General features: G+C 41.6%; 16 protein-coding genes and 5 pseudogenes. 19 read left to right on the top strand and 2 right to left on the bottom strand.

Features of this window, described 5'->3' with window-relative positions; translation table 11 throughout:
• Positions 1-13: 13 nt before the first annotated feature.
• The 5 genes and pseudogenes from JCM19055_RS04485 (at position 14) to JCM19055_RS04495 (ending at position 3,720) form a co-directional block, all read left to right on the top strand.
• Positions 14-1,524: pseudogene (locus JCM19055_RS04485) on the top strand (tripartite tricarboxylate transporter permease).
• 362 nt (positions 1,525-1,886) lie between these two features.
• Positions 1,887-2,381: a M20/M25/M40 family metallo-hydrolase gene (locus tag JCM19055_RS31250; RefSeq protein WP_370542988.1), complete on the top strand. Its 495-nt coding sequence runs from the start codon at positions 1,887-1,889 to the stop codon at positions 2,379-2,381.
• The gene (locus tag JCM19055_RS31255) at positions 2,381-2,803 is read left to right on the top strand and encodes a peptidase dimerization domain-containing protein (protein ID WP_370542989.1); all 423 of its coding nucleotides are present in this window, start codon (positions 2,381-2,383) and stop codon (positions 2,801-2,803) included. Before JCM19055_RS31250 ends, JCM19055_RS31255 begins: the two co-directional genes overlap by 1 nt.
• A complete protein-coding gene (locus JCM19055_RS31260; protein ID WP_370542990.1) occupies positions 2,791-2,955 on the top strand; it encodes a hypothetical protein in 165 nt (54 codons plus the stop codon). The genes JCM19055_RS31255 and JCM19055_RS31260 overlap by 13 nt, the downstream gene beginning before the upstream one ends.
• Before the next feature lie 180 nt (positions 2,956-3,135).
• Positions 3,136-3,720 carry a hypothetical protein gene (locus JCM19055_RS04495; protein WP_042358722.1) on the top strand — a complete coding sequence of 195 codons (585 nt, stop codon included), beginning with the start codon at positions 3,136-3,138 and terminating at the stop codon, positions 3,718-3,720.
• 20 nt (positions 3,721-3,740) lie between these two features.
• Here the strand turns inward: JCM19055_RS04495 and JCM19055_RS04500 are convergent, their stop codons facing one another.
• Positions 3,741-4,067: a spore coat protein gene (locus JCM19055_RS04500; RefSeq protein ID WP_042358724.1), complete on the bottom strand. Its 327-nt coding sequence runs from the start codon at positions 4,065-4,067 to the stop codon at positions 3,741-3,743.
• Positions 4,064-4,342: a hypothetical protein gene (locus tag JCM19055_RS04505; RefSeq protein WP_370542991.1), complete on the bottom strand. Its 279-nt coding sequence runs from the start codon at positions 4,340-4,342 to the stop codon at positions 4,064-4,066. The genes JCM19055_RS04500 and JCM19055_RS04505 overlap by 4 nt, the downstream gene beginning before the upstream one ends.
• Positions 4,343-4,599: 257 nt before the next feature.
• Here JCM19055_RS04505 and JCM19055_RS04510 point away from each other — a divergent pair.
• From JCM19055_RS04510 to JCM19055_RS28490, 14 genes and pseudogenes are all read left to right on the top strand, one after another.
• Positions 4,600-6,985: pseudogene (locus JCM19055_RS04510) on the top strand (3-hydroxyacyl-CoA dehydrogenase NAD-binding domain-containing protein).
• 22 nt (positions 6,986-7,007) lie between these two features.
• Positions 7,008-8,187, top strand: a pseudogene (locus tag JCM19055_RS04515) (acetyl-CoA C-acetyltransferase).
• A gap of 27 nt (positions 8,188-8,214) precedes the next feature.
• Positions 8,215-9,999: an acyl-CoA dehydrogenase family protein gene (locus JCM19055_RS04520; RefSeq protein ID WP_042358726.1), complete on the top strand. Its 1,785-nt coding sequence runs from the start codon at positions 8,215-8,217 to the stop codon at positions 9,997-9,999.
• A 90-nt stretch (positions 10,000-10,089) separates the two neighbouring features.
• The gene (locus JCM19055_RS04525) at positions 10,090-10,371 is read left to right on the top strand and encodes a hypothetical protein (RefSeq protein WP_370542992.1); all 282 of its coding nucleotides are present in this window, start codon (positions 10,090-10,092) and stop codon (positions 10,369-10,371) included.
• A 461-nt stretch (positions 10,372-10,832) separates the two neighbouring features.
• Complete coding sequence (locus tag JCM19055_RS04530; protein ID WP_042358728.1) at positions 10,833-12,413, top strand: M20/M25/M40 family metallo-hydrolase; 1,581 nt, start codon at positions 10,833-10,835, stop codon at positions 12,411-12,413.
• 81 nt (positions 12,414-12,494) lie between these two features.
• Positions 12,495-12,892, top strand: a pseudogene (locus JCM19055_RS04535) (arsenate reductase family protein).
• 39 nt (positions 12,893-12,931) lie between these two features.
• Entirely contained in the window at positions 12,932-13,315 is a 384-nt protein-coding gene (gcvH, locus tag JCM19055_RS04540; RefSeq protein WP_042358730.1) for a glycine cleavage system protein GcvH, read from the top strand.
• Between the two features lie 346 nt (positions 13,316-13,661).
• The gene (locus JCM19055_RS04545; RefSeq protein WP_042358732.1) at positions 13,662-14,042 is read left to right on the top strand and encodes a PhzF family phenazine biosynthesis protein; all 381 of its coding nucleotides are present in this window, start codon (positions 13,662-13,664) and stop codon (positions 14,040-14,042) included.
• 10 nt (positions 14,043-14,052) lie between these two features.
• A complete protein-coding gene (locus tag JCM19055_RS04550) occupies positions 14,053-14,373 on the top strand; it encodes a PhzF family phenazine biosynthesis protein (protein ID WP_042358734.1) in 321 nt (106 codons plus the stop codon).
• Between the two features lie 91 nt (positions 14,374-14,464).
• Complete coding sequence (locus JCM19055_RS04555; protein WP_042358736.1) at positions 14,465-15,034, top strand: hypothetical protein; 570 nt, start codon at positions 14,465-14,467, stop codon at positions 15,032-15,034.
• Positions 15,035-15,038: 4 nt separating this feature from the next.
• Entirely contained in the window at positions 15,039-16,286 is a 1,248-nt protein-coding gene (locus JCM19055_RS04560; RefSeq protein ID WP_042358738.1) for a hypothetical protein, read from the top strand.
• Positions 16,287-16,385: 99 nt separating this feature from the next.
• Complete coding sequence (locus JCM19055_RS28480) at positions 16,386-16,679, top strand: hypothetical protein (RefSeq protein ID WP_052365924.1); 294 nt, start codon at positions 16,386-16,388, stop codon at positions 16,677-16,679.
• Positions 16,664-16,726, top strand: a pseudogene (locus JCM19055_RS28485) (hypothetical protein); the annotation flags it as partial. The gene JCM19055_RS28480 and the pseudogene JCM19055_RS28485, both read left to right, overlap by 16 nt.
• A gap of 24 nt (positions 16,727-16,750) precedes the next feature.
• A complete protein-coding gene (locus JCM19055_RS28490; protein WP_265181802.1) occupies positions 16,751-16,879 on the top strand; it encodes a hypothetical protein in 129 nt (42 codons plus the stop codon).
• Positions 16,880-16,955 lie beyond the last annotated feature (76 nt).

Consider the following 16,955-nt stretch of genomic DNA (forward strand, 5'->3'; position numbering starts at 1 on the left):
GGAGGATTTCGGTATGGATTTGAGTTTTGTTTTAGATGGATTATGGACAGCCCTTCAACCGATTAACCTCCTTTGGCTCGTTATTGGAGCAGTTCTCGGTACGATTGTAGGGATACTCCCGGGATTAGGTCCAGCTACTGGAGTGGCAGTTTTAATTCCTTTAACCTTTGGTATGGAGCCTGTTAGTGCATTGATTCTAATGGCTGCGATCTACTACGGGGCATTGTTTGGAGGATCAAGAAGTTCGATCTTAATTAACACGCCAGGAGATGGGTCATCGATTGCGGCGACATTTGACGGGTATCCGATGACCAAAAACGGTCAAGCCGGTCAAGCGATGTCCATTGCGGCAATGGCCTCATTAATCGGCGGTGTGATGGCGATTTTTGGATTTATTTTCTTAGCTATTCCGCTTGCAAATTTCGCATTGAACTTCGGACCGGCCGAATATTTATTTCTCTTTTTCTTTGCTTTATCGGCTGTGGTCGCCCTTTCGATAGGAACATGATAAAAGGATTCATTACGATGTTCTTAGGCCTTGGAATTAGTACGATCGGTATTGACTTGCAATCCGGTGTGCATCGACACACCTTTGACATTCCCCATTTCACAGAGGGAATTAGTTTTGTCGTCATCATTATCGGTATTTATGCCATCGGAGAAGTATTGTACAACATGTTCGCCAACAAGCAGCCTAAAGATGTTGATGGCAGCAAGATTGGGCATAAATGGTTTACGAAAGAACAGTGGAGGCGTTCGATCGCTCCAATTCTAAGAAGTGGACCGATTGGCTTTTTCCTCGGGGTATTGCCAGGTTCCGGCGGGACGATTTCATCGCTTCTTGCGTATAGTACGGAGAAACAAATCTCGAAGAATAAGAAACAGTTTGGAAAAGGCGCTGTAGAAGGTTTAGTTGCACCTGAATCTGCAAACAGTTCAGCAGCAGTCGGATCACTCATTCCGATGTTGACGATGGCAATACCAGGTTCAGCAACAACAGCTGTGATGCTTGGAGCATTGGTGATGATTGGCATTACACCAGGACCACTACTCTTTGAAAACAGTCCTGATTTAGTATGGACGTTGATTAATAGTATGTTTATCGGGAACATCATACTTGTAATCATCAACATAGCAATGGTGGGCGTTCTAGTGAAAATCTTGAAGACGCCACCAAAAGTGCTCTACCCGATTGTTCTTATTCTCTCATTTATCGGTGCGTACACGCTCGGATACAGTACCATTGATTTCTATATTCTAATTATCGCAGGGGTCATCGGGCTGTTCATGCGTTTATTAGATTATCCGATTGTTCCGTTAATTCTTGCGCTCATCGTTGGCGGTGAAATGGAGCAAAACTTAAGAAGAGCACTTGTCATCTACGATCAGCCGGTGGATATGCTTTTCGCCTCCCCAATTACAATTGTGTTGGCATTACTTACATTATTATCGTTCTCTTACCCGTTGATTATTAAACTAATAAAGAGAACAAGGAAAAACAAAGATCATACCGTCGATCTATAGATTAAATACTGTGTACTAGAACGAGCTATCCGCTAGGTCAGATTCGGTGAATCATAAGTCGCTCATTCTAGATTGATCAGAAAGTTTGAAGTAGGTGACGAACCAGCTTGTCGCAAAGAACTTAGTTGTGACAAGCTGGTTTTTTTATGAAGGATGCTCAATTCAGCTTGTAATAATTTTAGAGATTGGCTCTACAACAAGCGCAGGTTTATTGTAGTCATCCATTTACCAAGTATTCAAAAGTAGTGTATTCTTGTTCATAAGTGTTCCGTTGTATTGGATAAAATAGGGATACGCTATCTATTGTTTAAACATTTTGTGTTTTCTAAATCGATCTGGAAGATAACAGGAGGATGGGAACGATGAAGTCTTATTTACAAGCTGAGCTTACGAACATGTTACAGACGCTTGAAACGTTTGTGAATCAAGATAGTGGGTCTTATGACAAAGAAGACATTGATGAGTACGGCATAATGATTAAGAATGCATTTGAAAGCATCGGGATGATTGAAGAAGAACATGAATCTTTGAACCGTGGAAACCATCGCTATTTTTCATTTCCAGAAGCTACACCTTCAATCCTTTTACTATTACATATGGATACCGTCTTTAAATCTGGAACTGTAAAAGAACGTCCATTTCGAATTGAGGGAGACGTTGCATACGGACCTGGTGTTGTTGATATGAAAGGCAGCCACGTGTCCTCTTTATACGCGATAAAAGCCTTAATTGAAGAAGGTTCTTCGGACGTTTTACAGCACGTAGGTATTCTTTTCACTAGTGACGAAGAAATTGGGGCTACTTCGTCTAAAGAATTGATTCAGCCTACGCTAAGGGCAAGCGTGCGGTACTCGTAATGGAGCCTGCGCGAAAAGACGGTTCTCTCGTCACTGCAAGAAGAGGGGGCGGGCGTTTTACGATGGACGTTCAAGGAAAAGCGGCACATGCAGGGATCAATCCAGAAGAAGGACGAAGTGCCATTGAAGAATTGGCTCACAAAACGATCGCTCTTCATCAATTATCAAACCTTGAAGCAGGAATTTCAGTAAACGTCGGGGTCATTGAAGGGGGATCAACAGTAAACACAGTCGCTGAGCATGCTCGTGCGTTCATTGATGTACGAATTTCTACACTCGATCAAGGACCACAAATGACTGAAGCGATTGAAGCCATGTGTGAAGAGTCAGAGCTGGAAGGTACGAAGGTGACGGTCTCAGGAGATTTGACGAGACCACCGATGGAAAGAACGGAAAAAAAACTGAAGAGTTGTTTCAATTAATACAACAAACTGGTGAACAAATTGGCGTACAAGTGACCGAAGTAGCAACAGGCGGTAGTTCGGATGCTTCGTTTACGAGCGTGATGGACGTTGCGACGATTGATGGAATGGGCCTGTTGGTGGAGGGGCACATAGTTCGGACGAATATTTAGAGATCCCAAGTTTAGTTGAACGGACGCATTTACTTGCAGCGACGATCAAGCAATTAAGCAACAGCCGTGTAGAAACCGTCTAATAGAGAAGTCTCCTAACTTGCTAAAGAGGGCGCCTATTCAATTTAAGTTGAATGGGCGCCCATTTCTTTGAATACATAGTAAAGAAGGGGGACGAACATGATCGTTATGATAAAGCTTCTCGTAGCTGTTGTATTCTTAGTCACGTACCCAAAAGCAGAAATAGTCATCGTAGATCTTAAAGAACGGTCGGTTGAAGAGATTGATTTTACGGATTACTTTCCAGAAGAAACCCTTTATGCAACGTATGAGTTTGAAGACGACCACACGAAAGAGCGCACCATGACATCAGTTAATGCAAATCAACTTGCCGTGAATCAATCAATAAATGGCGTTCATGTTAGTGAGGAAGTGTATGAAATCGATCGCACGCGCGTTCGAGGAGTTCGGTATACCGAATACAAACCAGAAGGTGAATCATTTATCATACTAGATCACCAGCAATGGGATGATGCTGCGTATTCCTATCGAGTTCGCCCAGCGACGTATAAGCTTGCGATTCAAGAAACAATGTATGATAATTGCATCGTTGTCGATCAATATGCGTATGAACAACTTGTGGGTGAAACTTTTTATTGTGAAAATATCGGTGAAGTGTACCGTAAAGCACAATTAATTGAAGATGAACCGGTCTTCGAGTCAACACTCATTCATTTTGAAAATGAACAAGAAACGTCGGGATGAGTCCTACTCATCCCGACGTTTTAGTGAGGCATCTGTCCAGATGGAAGTTCTGAACTTAACGTTGAATATTCTTGATAAGCTTGTTGTTTTGCCTGTTCTGGAGCAGGTTCAAGAGAGTACCAGCCTTTTTCGAACATCTGATTGTAAAGATCACGCTGGCAATCTTGTGATTCCTTACTGATGCTTGCAATCTCATCGTACAGCGCTTTATGGCTCGCTTCATTCATTGCTGTTCCATAGGATGCTGTCATATATTTTTCTGTAGAAAGTAGATCAGTCATAAAGTCTTTATCGTTCATTTCCTTCGTATTTGGAACTTGTGTTTTGGGGTTTTGGATTTTAGTCATTGTTTAGCTCCTTGAATTTGCAAATAAGGCATTAGGCGGTTGTAATGGTTTTCGTGCATTTGGGCGACTTGCTCAAATTTCGTCTTCACATCAGCTTCCATGGCATGTTGCGCATAAAAGTGAGCCTTTTTTGCAGCTGTTAAATTCCAATTCAACATATCAGATAAATACAGTTGGTCTTTTGTCGTAATGACTACAGGTGGTTGGTGCATCGTATTGGCTGATTGGGCGGATTGTTGGTTTTGAGGTTGATTCGAATTTGGTTGCATATTCATCGCGAACATTCTCCTTTAAAATTTCTTCAACCTTATCGTCACCGAATGTCCAACGTTCTATTCGAAGCATTATAAATAAAATGAATGGCAATTCATTTTATAGTTGTCAGATGGTTTTAAATCTTATATAGTATAGTAAGAGAATATAAATACAATTTTATTAATTGCAACATTTAGAGGGCATCTTAACAAATGGAAGTGCTCTTCTATTTTCAGAGTGAAATGAATGAGTATTCATTCAAATGAGGAGGACAATTATGACGACGCACATTCAGCGAGCAGCGGTACTCGGCTCAGGTGTAATGGGTTCAGGGATTGCTGCCCATTTAGCAAATTTAGGAATAAACGTGCTACTGCTGGACTTGCCTGCAAAAGAACTCACAGATGAAGAAAAAGCAAAAGGGCTTACACTAGATCATCCACAAGTTCGTAATCGTCAGGCAGTAACGAGTAAGCAGAAGTTATTTAAGCAAAAGCCTGCACCACTTGCTTCAAAGGAAAATGCACAGCGAATTGAAGTTGGAAATCTTGAAGACGATTTACACAAGCTAGGCGAAGTTGACTGGATTATTGAAGTCGTTGTAGAAAACCTAGACGTAAAAAAACAATTGTTTGAAAAGGTTGAAAAGCACACAAAGCCAGGAACAATCGTTAGTTCCAATACGTCTGGAATCTCTGTAAACGCGATGGTTGAAGGACGTTCCGACTCGTTTAAAAAAACACTTTTTAGGAACGCATTTTTTTCAACCCACCAAGATACTTACATTTACTTGAAATCATACCGACGGAAGATACGGATCCTAATGTATTGGCATCTGTGAAAGCGTTTGCTGAAGATGTGTTAGGCAAAGGTGTCGTCGAAGCGAAAGATACGCCGAACTTTATCGGAAACCGCATTGGTACGTATGGATTGCTCGTTTCTGTTGAACAAATGGAGCAGCATGGATTAACGATCTCAGAAGTTGATTCGATCACAGGTCCACTCATCGGCCGTCCGAAAAGTGCAACGTTTAGAACGCTTGATGTTGTTGGTTTAGATACATTTATGCATGTCGCTAAAAATGTATACGATCAAGTTGATGGAGAAGAGAAAGAAGTCTTTGATCCGCCAGCATTTATGAAAGAAATCACCGAAAAAGGGTGGATTGGTGCAAAGGTCGGTCAAGGTTTCTATATGAAGAAAGGCAAAGGCAAGGACAAACAAATTCTTGAACTAGATCCTGAAACGTTAGAATACCGCGAAGGAAGCAAGTTAAAATCCCCTTCAGTTGAAATGGCAAAGCAAGCAAAAGGAAAGGCTGCTAAATTGCAGACGCTTGCGTATGCAGATGATAAAGCGGGTCAATTTACTTGGGGTACTTTAAAGAAAAGCCTGATCTATTCCGCAGAGAAGATGTCAGAAATTGCAAATGATGTTGTGGCAATTGACAACGCCATGAAGTGGGGATTCGGTTGGGAGCTTGGACCGTTTGAAGTTTGGGATGCAATCGGTGTTAAGAAATCAGTCGAAAAAATGGAAGCAGAAGGTGAAACCGTTCCGGCTTGGGTGAAGGAAATGCTTGCAAGTGGGCATGATTCTTTCTATACAAAAGACGGAAAGTATTATCAAAACGGTGAGTATGTAGCCTTACCTAAGAGTGAGAAAGACATCGACGTTAGTGTTCTCATTAAAAATGAGTCGAACGTAATTAAGAAGAATGCTGGAGCGGTTCTCACAGATTTAGGCGATGGCATTGCTGGACTTACATTTACATCACCGAACAACTCAATCGGACTTGATGTTATTCAAATGATGGATACAGCGATTAAAGAGGTTGAAGCGAACTATGATGGTCTCGTCATTTCCAACAAAGGCAAAAACTTCTGTGTTGGCGCAACTTAATGATGATGCTCATGGAAGCGCAAGACTTTGCATTTGATGAGTTGGATCTTGTGATCCGTAAGTTCCAACAGATGACAACGAACATTCGTTATAGCAAAAAACCTGTCGTAACCGCACCATTCCAAATGGCACTCGGTGGAGGCGCTGAGATTTGTATGCCATCTGCGAGCATCCAAGCGTCAAGTGAGACGTACATGGGTCTCGTTGAAGTCGGTGTTGGCCTCATTCCAGGCGGCGGCGGAAATAAAGAATTATACCTAAGGTCGATTGAGAATGTTCCGAAAGGTACGGATTTACAACCAATTGCAAATAAAGTGTTTGAAACGATCGCGATGGCGAAAGTTGGTACATCAGCACAAGAATCGAAAGAAAATGGATTTTTGGCTGATCGTGATGACATCGTTGCCAACTATCGTCAAGTAACGTGGAGTGCAAAGCGAAAAGCAATGGAACTTGCTGAAAAAGGCTATCGCCCTCCAGTTAAGCAGCCAGTACGAGTTGTTGGAGAAACGGGCTATGCAACGATGCTACTTGGCGCAGAAGGATTGAAACTATCCGGTCAAATTAGTGACCATGATTTAAAAATCGCTGAAAAGCTCGCGTTCGTCATTGCCGGTGGCCGTGTTCCAAAGAACAGTGAAGTTGATGAGCAATACTTGCTTGATCTCGAGCGTGAAGCGTTCCTTAGCTTAATTGCAGAACCAAAAACACAAATGAGAATGCAACACATGTTAAAAACGGGTAAGCCATTACGCAACTAGCACTATTAAGGAGGGAACGGTCATGAGAGAAGCGGTGATCGTATCAGGAGCAAGAACCGCAGTAGGTAAGGCGAAAAAAAGGGACGCTCGCACAAATGCGTCCAGATGATTACGCAGCAGAAACCGTAAAAGAAACACTTAAGCGTGCAGGTGACTTTGATGCAAGTCAAATTGAAGACGTCATCTTCGGTTGTGCAATGCCAGAAGCTGAACAAGGCATGAACATGGCACGGAACATTTCCGGTCTTGCAGGACTACCCAATACTGCAGGCGCCGTAACCATTAACCGTTACTGTGCTTCAGGTCTTCAAAGCATTGCTTATGCAGGAGAGAAAATCATGCTCGGCCATGCACATACGATCCTTGCAGGTGGGGCAGAATCAATGAGTTTGATCCCGATGGGTGGGCATGTCATTGCGCCGAACGCAAAACTCGTTGAGAATGCTCCAGAATATTACATGGGGATGGGGCACACAGCTGAGCAAGTGGCGAACGAATTCGGTGTAAGTCGTGAAGACCAAGACGCTTTTGCTGTAGAAAGTCATAAACGAGCAGCCGCAGCCATTGAAGCGGGTCGGTTCAAAGATGAAATCGTACCACTTGAAGTGAAAAAGTGTTACGTAGATGCGAACAATAAGTTCCAAGAGAATACGGTAACGTTTGATACAGATGAAGGCGTACGCGTTGGTACAACAGTAGAAACGCTTTCAGGTCTAAGACCAGCCTTTCATGTAAAGGGAAGTGTAACAGCAGGTAACTCTTCACAAATGAGTGATGGGGCGGCTTCAGTCCTGTTAATGGACCGTGAAAAAGCTGAAGCTGATGGCTTAAAGCCAATGGCGAAGTTTTTAGGAATGGCGGTTGCTGGTGTTCGCCCAGAAGTTATGGGGATTGGACCTGTTGAAGCGATTCCTAAAGTATTGAAAAATGTTGGTTTGTCGCTTGAAGACATTGGTTTATTTGAACTTAACGAAGCCTTTGCTTCCCAGTCACTTCAAGTTATTCGTTCATTAGAACTTGACCATAGCAAAGTAAACGTGAATGGTGGCGCGATTGCACTCGGGCATCCGCTCGGCTGTTCGGGAACGAGATTAACACTCTCACTCATTCACGAAATGAAGCGTCGCAATGAGCAATACGGTGTTGTAACGATGTGTATCGGTGGCGGTATGGGTGCTGCTGGCGTATTTGAATTACTATAAACCAAACTTTACTAGGAGGAATTTACAATGGCAGAAGCGTTAAAAACGAGCATCAAAGGCGGCGGGTTTTTACTAGAAGATGTTGAAACAACAGATGTGTTCACTCCAGAAGACTTTACAGATGAGCACAAAATGATTTCAAAGACAACTTCAGAATTCGTATACAATGAGGTGTATCCGGTCATTGACCACATTGAGAATCATGAATTTGATTACTCAGTGAAATTGCTTAAAAAAGCAGGAGAGCTTGGACTTCTAGGTGCTGACGTACCAGAAAAGTATGACGGAATTGGTCTTGATAAGATTAGCTCAAGCTTAATTACAGAAAGCATGTCACTTGCTGGCGGGTTTGGTCTTAGCCACGGTGCACACGTTGGGATTGGTTCATTACCGATCGTATTCTTTGGCAATGAAGACCAAAAGAAAAAGTATTTACCTAAACTATCTTCAGGTGAACTAATCGCAGCGTATGCGTTAACAGAGCCAAGCTCAGGATCTGACGCACTTGGAGCGAAAACGACAGCGATCTTGAACGAAGAAGGTACACACTACGTTTTGAACGGTGAAAAGCAATGGATCACGAACTCTGCATTTGCTGATGTATTTGTAGTCTATGCTCAAATCGATGGCGACAAGTTTACAGCTTTTATCGTTGAGCGCGACTACGACGGTGTATCAACTGGTGTTGAAGAGAAGAAGATGGGGATTAAAGGTTCTTCTACTCGTACGTTGCTTTTAGAAGATGCTAAGGTTCCTAAAGAAAACGTACTCGGAGAAATCGGCCGTGGACACGTGATCGCGTTTAACATTCTTAACGTTGGTCGTTACAAGCTAGGTGTCGGCTGTGTTGGTGGTGTGAAACGTACAATAGAACTTGCAGCAACATACGCAAGTGAGCGTAAGCAATTCAAGACACCAATTGCAAACTTTACAGCTATTCAAGAGAAACTTGGATCAATGGCGACAAAAGCTTATGCCCTTGAAAGCTCGATTTACCGTACAGGTGGACTTTTTGAGAAGAATCTCGGTGACCTTACAGATGAAGAGCAAGCGGATGGCGAAAAAGTTGCCAAGGCGATTGCAGAGTATGCAATTGAGTGTTCATTAAACAAATTCTTCGGTTCAGAAGCACTTGACTATTGTGCAGATGAAGCGGTTCAAATTCACGGTGGTTACGGCTTTATGGCTGAATACGAAGTAGAGCGTATTTATCGTGACTCTCGTATTAATCGTATCTTTGAAGGAACGAATGAAATCAACCGTTTACTCGTACCAGGTACTCTCGTACGTAAGACGATGAAAGGTGAACTTCCATTCTTAGAAAAAGCCATGGGACTTCAAGAAGAACTAATGGCTATGATGCCAGAAGAACCAGGCGATGCGCCACTTGAAAAAGAAAAGTATATGCTCCAAAACGCCAAGAAACTCGTGATTATGGGTGCAGGTTCAGCTGTTCAAAAATACGGAAAAGAACTCGACAAAGAACAAGAGCTTCTTCTAAACGTGGCAGACATGGTTAGCGAAATTTATAACATGGAAGCTGCCATTGCCCGTACAGAGAAAGCGATTGAAAAGAATGGTGCAGACAGTGAAACACTAAAACTTCTTTATACGAAAGTACTCGTAGAAGAAGGATTACAAAACATTGAAGCGGATGCGAAAGAGTCACTCATCCACATGGAAGAAGGCGACACACTACGCACAATGCTTTCAATGGTACGTAAATTAACTCGTCGTACACCAGACAACGTAATCAAATTGAAGCGCGAAATCGCTGAACGAATCGTTCAAGAGAAGAGATATGTAGTATAAGGAAGACAGAAGCGTTCATCTCGAAAGAGGTGAACGCTTTGTTTTTGGTGTGTGCACTAAACTAGTGGTCGAATCATAGGGGGGGCAAATATGGTAAAAGTTATAACACTTTGTGGATCAACAAAATTCAAAGAAGAATTCGAACATGCAAATGCCATGCTTACATTGGAAGGGAATGCTGTGATTAGTGTCGGTTTCTTTGAACAATATGAGGGGTTCGAAATTAGTGACGATCAAGCAAAAATGTTTAAAGAAATTCATATGCGTAAGATTGATCTTGCTGATGAAGTTATGATTATTGATCCTACAGGTATATCGGAGATTCAACGAGCAAAGAAATTACGTATGCCAATAATTCTGGCAAGAAAGTGACGTATTACTCGCAAACGAGCTGGGCAGAACGTTCGCTATGATGCAAAAGGAGTTCAACTAGAGAAGAGGACTGTTAAAGAAATGAAATCCCCACATAAACGAGAAAAAATCCTCTCATAAAAGCTTTTATTTGAGGATTCTTGGGATATTGGGCTATAAAACGATTAAATCCCAACATACCAATGGTGAGCATAGAGCAAAAATGTCTGCTTCGCGCATAAACTCGCCGTTAAGTGAACAGCAAAGTAGGTAAAAAGCAAAGCGCTGCTCACAAAACGTTATGCCGCACCTGAGGCAACCCGAAACGAACGGGTAAAGAGTGTTTTCTACACAAAACCAAATGCTCTGTTCTCTACAGATGTTAAGGAGTTCGACCAAATGGTAGAAAATCTGCTATTAGAGTGTTGTTAAAATTACAAACCTTCCGTACAATCACAGTAGACAACTGGTGGAGGTGGCTTATGAATACTACAAGCTTTGAACAAAAGAAGCAATTGCTAGCGGAATTAGTGGCGATCCCGAGTATTACAGGTACGGAAAGTGAAAAGCTTTTTCCGAAACATCTATACAATCGTTTGTTGCAATTGGATTATTTTAACCAGCACCGTGAATACCTTCATTTAGGAGAGTCACCACAATCTGCTGAATTTCTTACTGCTTTGTACAAGCACGAACATGCGACGAAAACGGTCGTCATGATGAGCCACTTTGACGTCGTAAGTGTAGAGAATTACGGAGAACTTGATTCAATTGCTTTTGATATCGAACAAGTTACCGAATGGTTCCACAACCATGAGAGTCAATTTAGCGGAAGTACACTAAAAGACATTCAAACAGGCGAATACATATTTGGTAGAGGCGCTATGGATATGAAAGCTGGACTAGTTATTCAACTTTCTATTTTAGAAAAAGCGATCAAAGAATCTTGGCCGATTAATCTCGTTTTACTTACTGTGCCTGATGAGGAAGTGAATTCAGCGGGAATGCGTGCTGCAGTTGAGCACTTATACGAATTAAAAACATCGCACAACCTCGACTATGAATTGTTTTTAAATAGTGAGCCGGTGTTTACTCAAACGCCAGGTGATGAACAGTTTTATGTGTACAGTGGCTCGATTGGTAAGATTATGCCGAGTGTGTTTTGTTACGGTGTTGAGACACATGTAGGAGAGCCTTTAAGCGGATTAACGTCAACGTTTATGCTTTCTCAAGTGACGAGTCAAATTGAGTATAATGAGCGGTTTAGAGAGCAAGTTGATGGTGAGGAAACACCACTTCCAGTGGCGCTCTATCAAAAAGACTTGCAAGAGTCCTATTCAGTGAAGACGCCGTATCGTTCAACGTCGTTGTTTAACGTTTTCTTATTTGAACGAAGTGCATTCGATATTGAAAGAATTTTTAGAGAAGAAGTCAGTGTAGCAGTTGATACGTTAAATAAACGTGCAACAAGCATAGGATTACCTAAAACGACAGTGATGAACTTCGATGAACTGTTAATTTATGCTCAAGAAAAACACGGACAGGAACTACTTACAGAGTGGCAGCAAGAGATTTTCTCGAATGAGACGCTTGATGATCGTGCCAAAGCTTCAATGATGATTGATAAGATTTTACTTCGTTGTGATGAACTGGCTCCTGTCGTCGTCACGTATTTTTCACCACCCTATTATCCAGCTGTTCGTTCAAAGAAAGCGGAGATTGAGCCGATTGTTGAATTACTTCGTACCACCTCAAAGGAGCGCTTCAATCGGGATGTTAAACATTTGAATTACTTTAATGGGATTAGCGATCTTAGTTATCTTGCTTATAAGCATGCAAGAAATGACGTTTCTTATGAACGAAACACACCAGGATTCAACTGGTCATACTCAATTCCTTTCAGTCTAATGTCTAAGTTGAATGCTCCTGTTCTTAATGTCGGTCCACTTGGTAAAGATGCGCATAAATCGACGGAACGTTTACATGCCAAAAGTGCATTTATTGAAGTACCGCAATTAATTGAAGAAGTTTTGCACAACATGTTTGCACAGAGTGATGACTGAAACGATACGTCTTTGTATAAACGAGTAGCATTTTATCGTATAATGTAAAGGAATGTTATTTGTAAGGAGGCAATTGTCTTTATGCTCACGATGTATTCATATCCACCGTGTGGAACGTGCAAAAAAAGCAAAAAAATTGGCTTGATGCAAATGAAATCTCTTATCAAGAACGTCATATTGTTGAAGAGCCTCCAACACGTAAAGAGCTTCAAGAAATTAAAGCTCTAAGTGGTTTAGAATGGAAGAAGTTATTTAACACAAGTGGGAAGAAGTACAGAGAACTTGGACTGAAAGACAAACTACCTGATGCGGATGAAGATACGATTATTGATTGGCTCGCTTCGGATGGCATGTTAGTGAAGCGTCCAATTGTGACCGATGGACATCATGCAACGGTAGGATTTAAAGAAGACGAATTCGAAAAACATTGGAAGCAATATTTGGGGAATGTATCACCAGACATCTTAGGAAAATGGTAAGATAGCGTTACGGTTACTTATCAATGGGAGGTTGAAATCATGACAACGCCAAAAGAACTGAAGTATTCAAAAGAGCACGAGTGGGTAAAAGAAGAGAACGGGAATTACCGTGTAGGAATTACAGCTTTTGCTCAAGATGAACTCGGGGATATCGTATTTGTTGAATTGCCAGAGGTCGGAGACGTACTTGATGTAAACGAACCTTTTGGAAGTGTTGAATCTGTAAAGACGGTTTCAGAGCTTTACGCACCGATCAGTGGTAAAGTCGTTGAAATCAATGAAGACCTAGAAGATTCACCAGAGCTTGTAAATGAATCTCCATATGAGAAAGCATGGATGGTTGTTATTGAAGCAACGAAGCCAGAAGAACTTGAACAGCTATTAACTTCAGAAGACTACGATCAATTGATTAACCAAGGATAAGAAGTTAGCGATCGCTCATCATGCGATCGCTTTTTCTTTGAGCATAAAAAAAGCCCGAAGCAAGGGGGAGCTTCAGGCGTGAAACGTTCGGTTAACTTCTGTGTGTTTAGTTAGATGATCATCTAAGAAAAATCTAGCTAAATCGTTGATTTAAAAGATAATATAACTGATTTCGACAATTTTCGCTGTTAGAAAGGAGACGAACAACAGATGGAACAAGGAATTAAAAGGGTTTTTTCTAAAGGAAAGCATGGAGGCAACCCTTGCCGTGTTGTCTTAGATACCGAACGTTGGACCGAGTTAGAAAAACAAACTTTTGCAAGTCATTGTGATGAGGATGTCGTTTATGTCGAGCGGGCTGAGACAGGTTTATATGCTCTTCGTTTCTTTACGAAAAAAAGTAGAAAAAGCGTTTTGTTTGCATGCGACAATCGCTGCGACGACAAGCTTGATCGAGCATTCGAGAATAGCTGGTGAACATACATCGATTGAAACGAAAGCAGGAACGATCGAAGTTACTTGGAATCAAAACAAAGAAGTTCAGGTTGAGCAAAACTCGTTGAGTACTCAGGAAAACGTACCAACGATTCAAGATATCTGTGAAAGTTTGATGATTACTGAGGAAGATCTAAGGGATGACTTCCCTATTCAAATCGGATCAACGTCACGATCAAAGCTATTCATTCCACTAAAAAAACAACGAGGTTCTACAAGCTCTGAGCCCTGATTACAACCGGTTGTGGGATCTATGTGAAGCTTATAAAACTACGGGTTTTTACCCGTTTGTAATCGAAGCAAATGGTGAGATTTACGCAAGGCAATTCCCAAGTCGAGGAATGTTCAAAGAAGATGCAGCAACCGGTGTAGCAGCATCCGCTTTAAGTGCGTATTTAATCGACAATGGAACAGAATCGTACCAAGAAGGTTGGCATGCGTTTCAAGTTCATCAAGGAGAAGCAATGGGAAGACCAAGCGTAATGAAAGCAGAAGCATACGTGCAATTAGGAAAGGTAACAAAGACGAGAATTACTGGGAGCGCCGTAGATAGTGAACAATAAATGATCTATTTCCCGGGAAATGGCTAGAAACTGAATCTTTAAAGCATGTTGTACGTATGTATTAAGTGACAACATGTAGGGGGACAACAGAATGATGTATATTTGGATTTTAATTATGGGTTTAACGACAATTGAATTAAACCCTAAAGCTTGGAAATATGGCCTGAGACGGAATGCAAAAGCTTGGTTTGCATTTCAAGGTATACGTTACTTACTCGGTCTTGGGATAAGCATTTATATTATTTATTTTGGTTTAATTGATTTGTCTTGGAGTGGCTTGCTTAACTCCTTTGGGTGGATCGTAGCATTAAATCTCATGATATCAGGACTGTTTTTAGGGGCAGCAAAAGTTCCTCGTAATCCTGAAGAGGTCAAGCAACAAGCGAGGCTGGCTTTTACGAATGCGTCGACGACGATCGGTAGTATTTTATTTGCCGGGTTATTGTTTATGAATGTTGTTTTTCCACTAACCGTGACAGAACAATTATCCAACTTAGGGAACATTGAAACGAGCGATGAGCAAATCGAATCTGTTACAGAAGAAGCAGTTCGTGCCGTGCCGTATACGTATGCGAGGTATAAATCTGAAATTGTATTCGGTAATATCGACAACTTTTCTTTTTATGATCTAGGAGAATCAAGCATTCAAAAAAATCAATGATGAATTGTATTGGGTATCACCGATTGAATATGCGAACATTTGGCGTTGGTTAAGAGCCGATTCCGCACCAGGATACATTATGGTCAGTGCAGAAGATCCAAACGCTGAAGCGAGATTGATTAGTGAGCATGACATGAAGTATGTTCCGAGTGCATTCTTTGGTGAGAACTTAGAACGTCACGTTCGTCAGCAATATGAAGACGTCGTTTTAATTGGTTATTCTTTTGAGCCAGATGATGATGGACATCCGTATTATGCGTATTCATATGCGTACTATGATTACTATCGTACAGGTCCAAATGCCGACGGTGTAATTCTAGTCGATGCTGTTACCGGAGAAACGGAACGCTTTGATCTTGGAGAACAACCGGAGTTTATTGATAATGCCATTGACTACCGCATTGCTCTTCAATATGCGGATTGGTTCGGACGTTATAGCAACGGTTTATTGAACGCCTATTTCACGAAAGAAGGTGTTCATGAACCGACGAGTAATGAAGAGATGATTGGTGTCTTAGGACCAGACGATGATATGTACTGGATGATTGATCATACGAGACCGAACCAAGAGTCCAATACGATGGTCGGGTTTACGATGATCAATGCGCAAACGGGAGAGGCGACCTATTATACAGGTTCTTCAGGCCTTTTAAATGCGCGGGGAGCACAAGAAGTCGTAAATAAATCATTCATCCGTGAACAATGGCGAGGAACTCAGCCTGTCTTATATTCTGTGTATGATCAGTACACATGGGTGATTCCAGTCGTCGACCAGAACGGTCTAATGAGGGAAATGGCGATGGTACATGCAGAAACAGGTAACATTGCTCATGCCTCTTCACGAGAAGGTGCATTCCAAGAGTATCGTCAAATGCTCGCTGCTAATCTAGGTGCAGACGACTATGTACCGACAGATGTGTACGATGAAATGGAGATTAGTGGCAATGTGTACCGTGTAAGTGATCCGTTTAACAATCAATACTTGCAAGTACTCGTTGAAGGTGAAAGTCGTGTACTTGAATTCGATATTACACAATCGGCCGATGCCGTTTTCATTCAAGACGGTGATGAAATTGAAGCGACTGTCATTGACACTGAGGAGAACATTCTACAAGTTCTGTCGTTTACGAACTTGACGGTTGAAGATGATTTCGGCGAGATTGAAGAGTTTGAGATTGAAGAGGAAGATGAAGGTACAGAAACCGCCGATGACGAAAATGTAGAAGATGTAGATGTAGACGTTGAATCGTAAACAAATTCCTATTCTGACTATTTCCAGATGACTTTTCAGCTAGGCTTGTATGTTTTACAATGATTTTCTGCTAAAAAGTCAAAGTTTCAGGAGGTCAAGATGAACATTTACTACGCAACACCAGATGACGCAACAATCGTATGCACGCTCATGCATGATGCATTTGCTGAATATAAACATGCAACACCTTCTTCAAGCGCTTTATTAGAAACACCTGATTCGGTTCGTGAAGGATTGAACGGTGGAGAGAAAGCGTTAATCGGTATGGAGGGGGATAAACCAGTCGCCATGCTTCGTTATGTGATTAGCATGATGATTTATATTTCTTCCGATTATCTGTACCACCAGAGAATCAAGGGAATGGTTATGCTAAAAAGCTCATTACAGCACTAGAAGCTGAAGCTAAAACGTTAGGCAAACAGTCAGTATCGTGCCGTGTCCGAACGGCAGTTGATCGTAATATGGTGTTGTACCAACGTCTTGGCTATGAAACAGAAGAGATTGTTACAAAGAATATTCAAGGGATCCACATTGATGTTGCAACCGTCAAAAAGCCGATTCATTCTCTCGTAGAAGAGGGAGTTCACGTCTAAAGTAGGGCTACACGAAACGATATTTTTCGTTTTGTGTAGCTTTTTTTTATTGCTTTTATATAAGTTATAATATATA

Source organism: Geomicrobium sp. JCM 19055 (assembly GCF_000698185.1).
Lineage (GTDB): Bacteria > Bacillota > Bacilli > Bacillales > Marinococcaceae > Geomicrobium_A > Geomicrobium_A sediminis.

What these genes read in the sequence shown, in the direction of transcription:
- JCM19055_RS31255 (WP_370542989.1), top strand. Translation starts at nt 2,381, where the DNA reads ATGGAGCCTGCGCGAAAAGACGGTTCTCTCGTCACTGCAAGAAGAGGG.
- JCM19055_RS04495 (WP_042358722.1), top strand. Translation starts at nt 3,136, where the DNA reads ATGATCGTTATGATAAAGCTTCTCGTAGCTGTTGTATTCTTAGTCACG.
- JCM19055_RS04555 (WP_042358736.1), top strand. Translation starts at nt 14,465, where the DNA reads ATGATGTATATTTGGATTTTAATTATGGGTTTAACGACAATTGAATTA.
- JCM19055_RS31250 (WP_370542988.1), top strand. Translation starts at nt 1,887, where the DNA reads ATGAAGTCTTATTTACAAGCTGAGCTTACGAACATGTTACAGACGCTT.
- JCM19055_RS04500 (WP_042358724.1), bottom strand. Translation starts at nt 4,067, where the DNA reads ATGACTAAAATCCAAAACCCCAAAACACAAGTTCCAAATACGAAGGAA.
- JCM19055_RS04520 (WP_042358726.1), top strand. Translation starts at nt 8,215, where the DNA reads ATGGCAGAAGCGTTAAAAACGAGCATCAAAGGCGGCGGGTTTTTACTA.
- JCM19055_RS04505 (WP_370542991.1), bottom strand. Translation starts at nt 4,342, where the DNA reads ATGAATATGCAACCAAATTCGAATCAACCTCAAAACCAACAATCCGCC.
- JCM19055_RS28480 (WP_052365924.1), top strand. Translation starts at nt 16,386, where the DNA reads ATGAACATTTACTACGCAACACCAGATGACGCAACAATCGTATGCACG.
- JCM19055_RS04530 (WP_042358728.1), top strand. Translation starts at nt 10,833, where the DNA reads ATGAATACTACAAGCTTTGAACAAAAGAAGCAATTGCTAGCGGAATTA.
- JCM19055_RS04525 (WP_370542992.1), top strand. Translation starts at nt 10,090, where the DNA reads ATGGTAAAAGTTATAACACTTTGTGGATCAACAAAATTCAAAGAAGAA.
- JCM19055_RS04545 (WP_042358732.1), top strand. Translation starts at nt 13,662, where the DNA reads ATGTCGAGCGGGCTGAGACAGGTTTATATGCTCTTCGTTTCTTTACGA.
- gcvH (WP_042358730.1), top strand. Translation starts at nt 12,932, where the DNA reads ATGACAACGCCAAAAGAACTGAAGTATTCAAAAGAGCACGAGTGGGTA.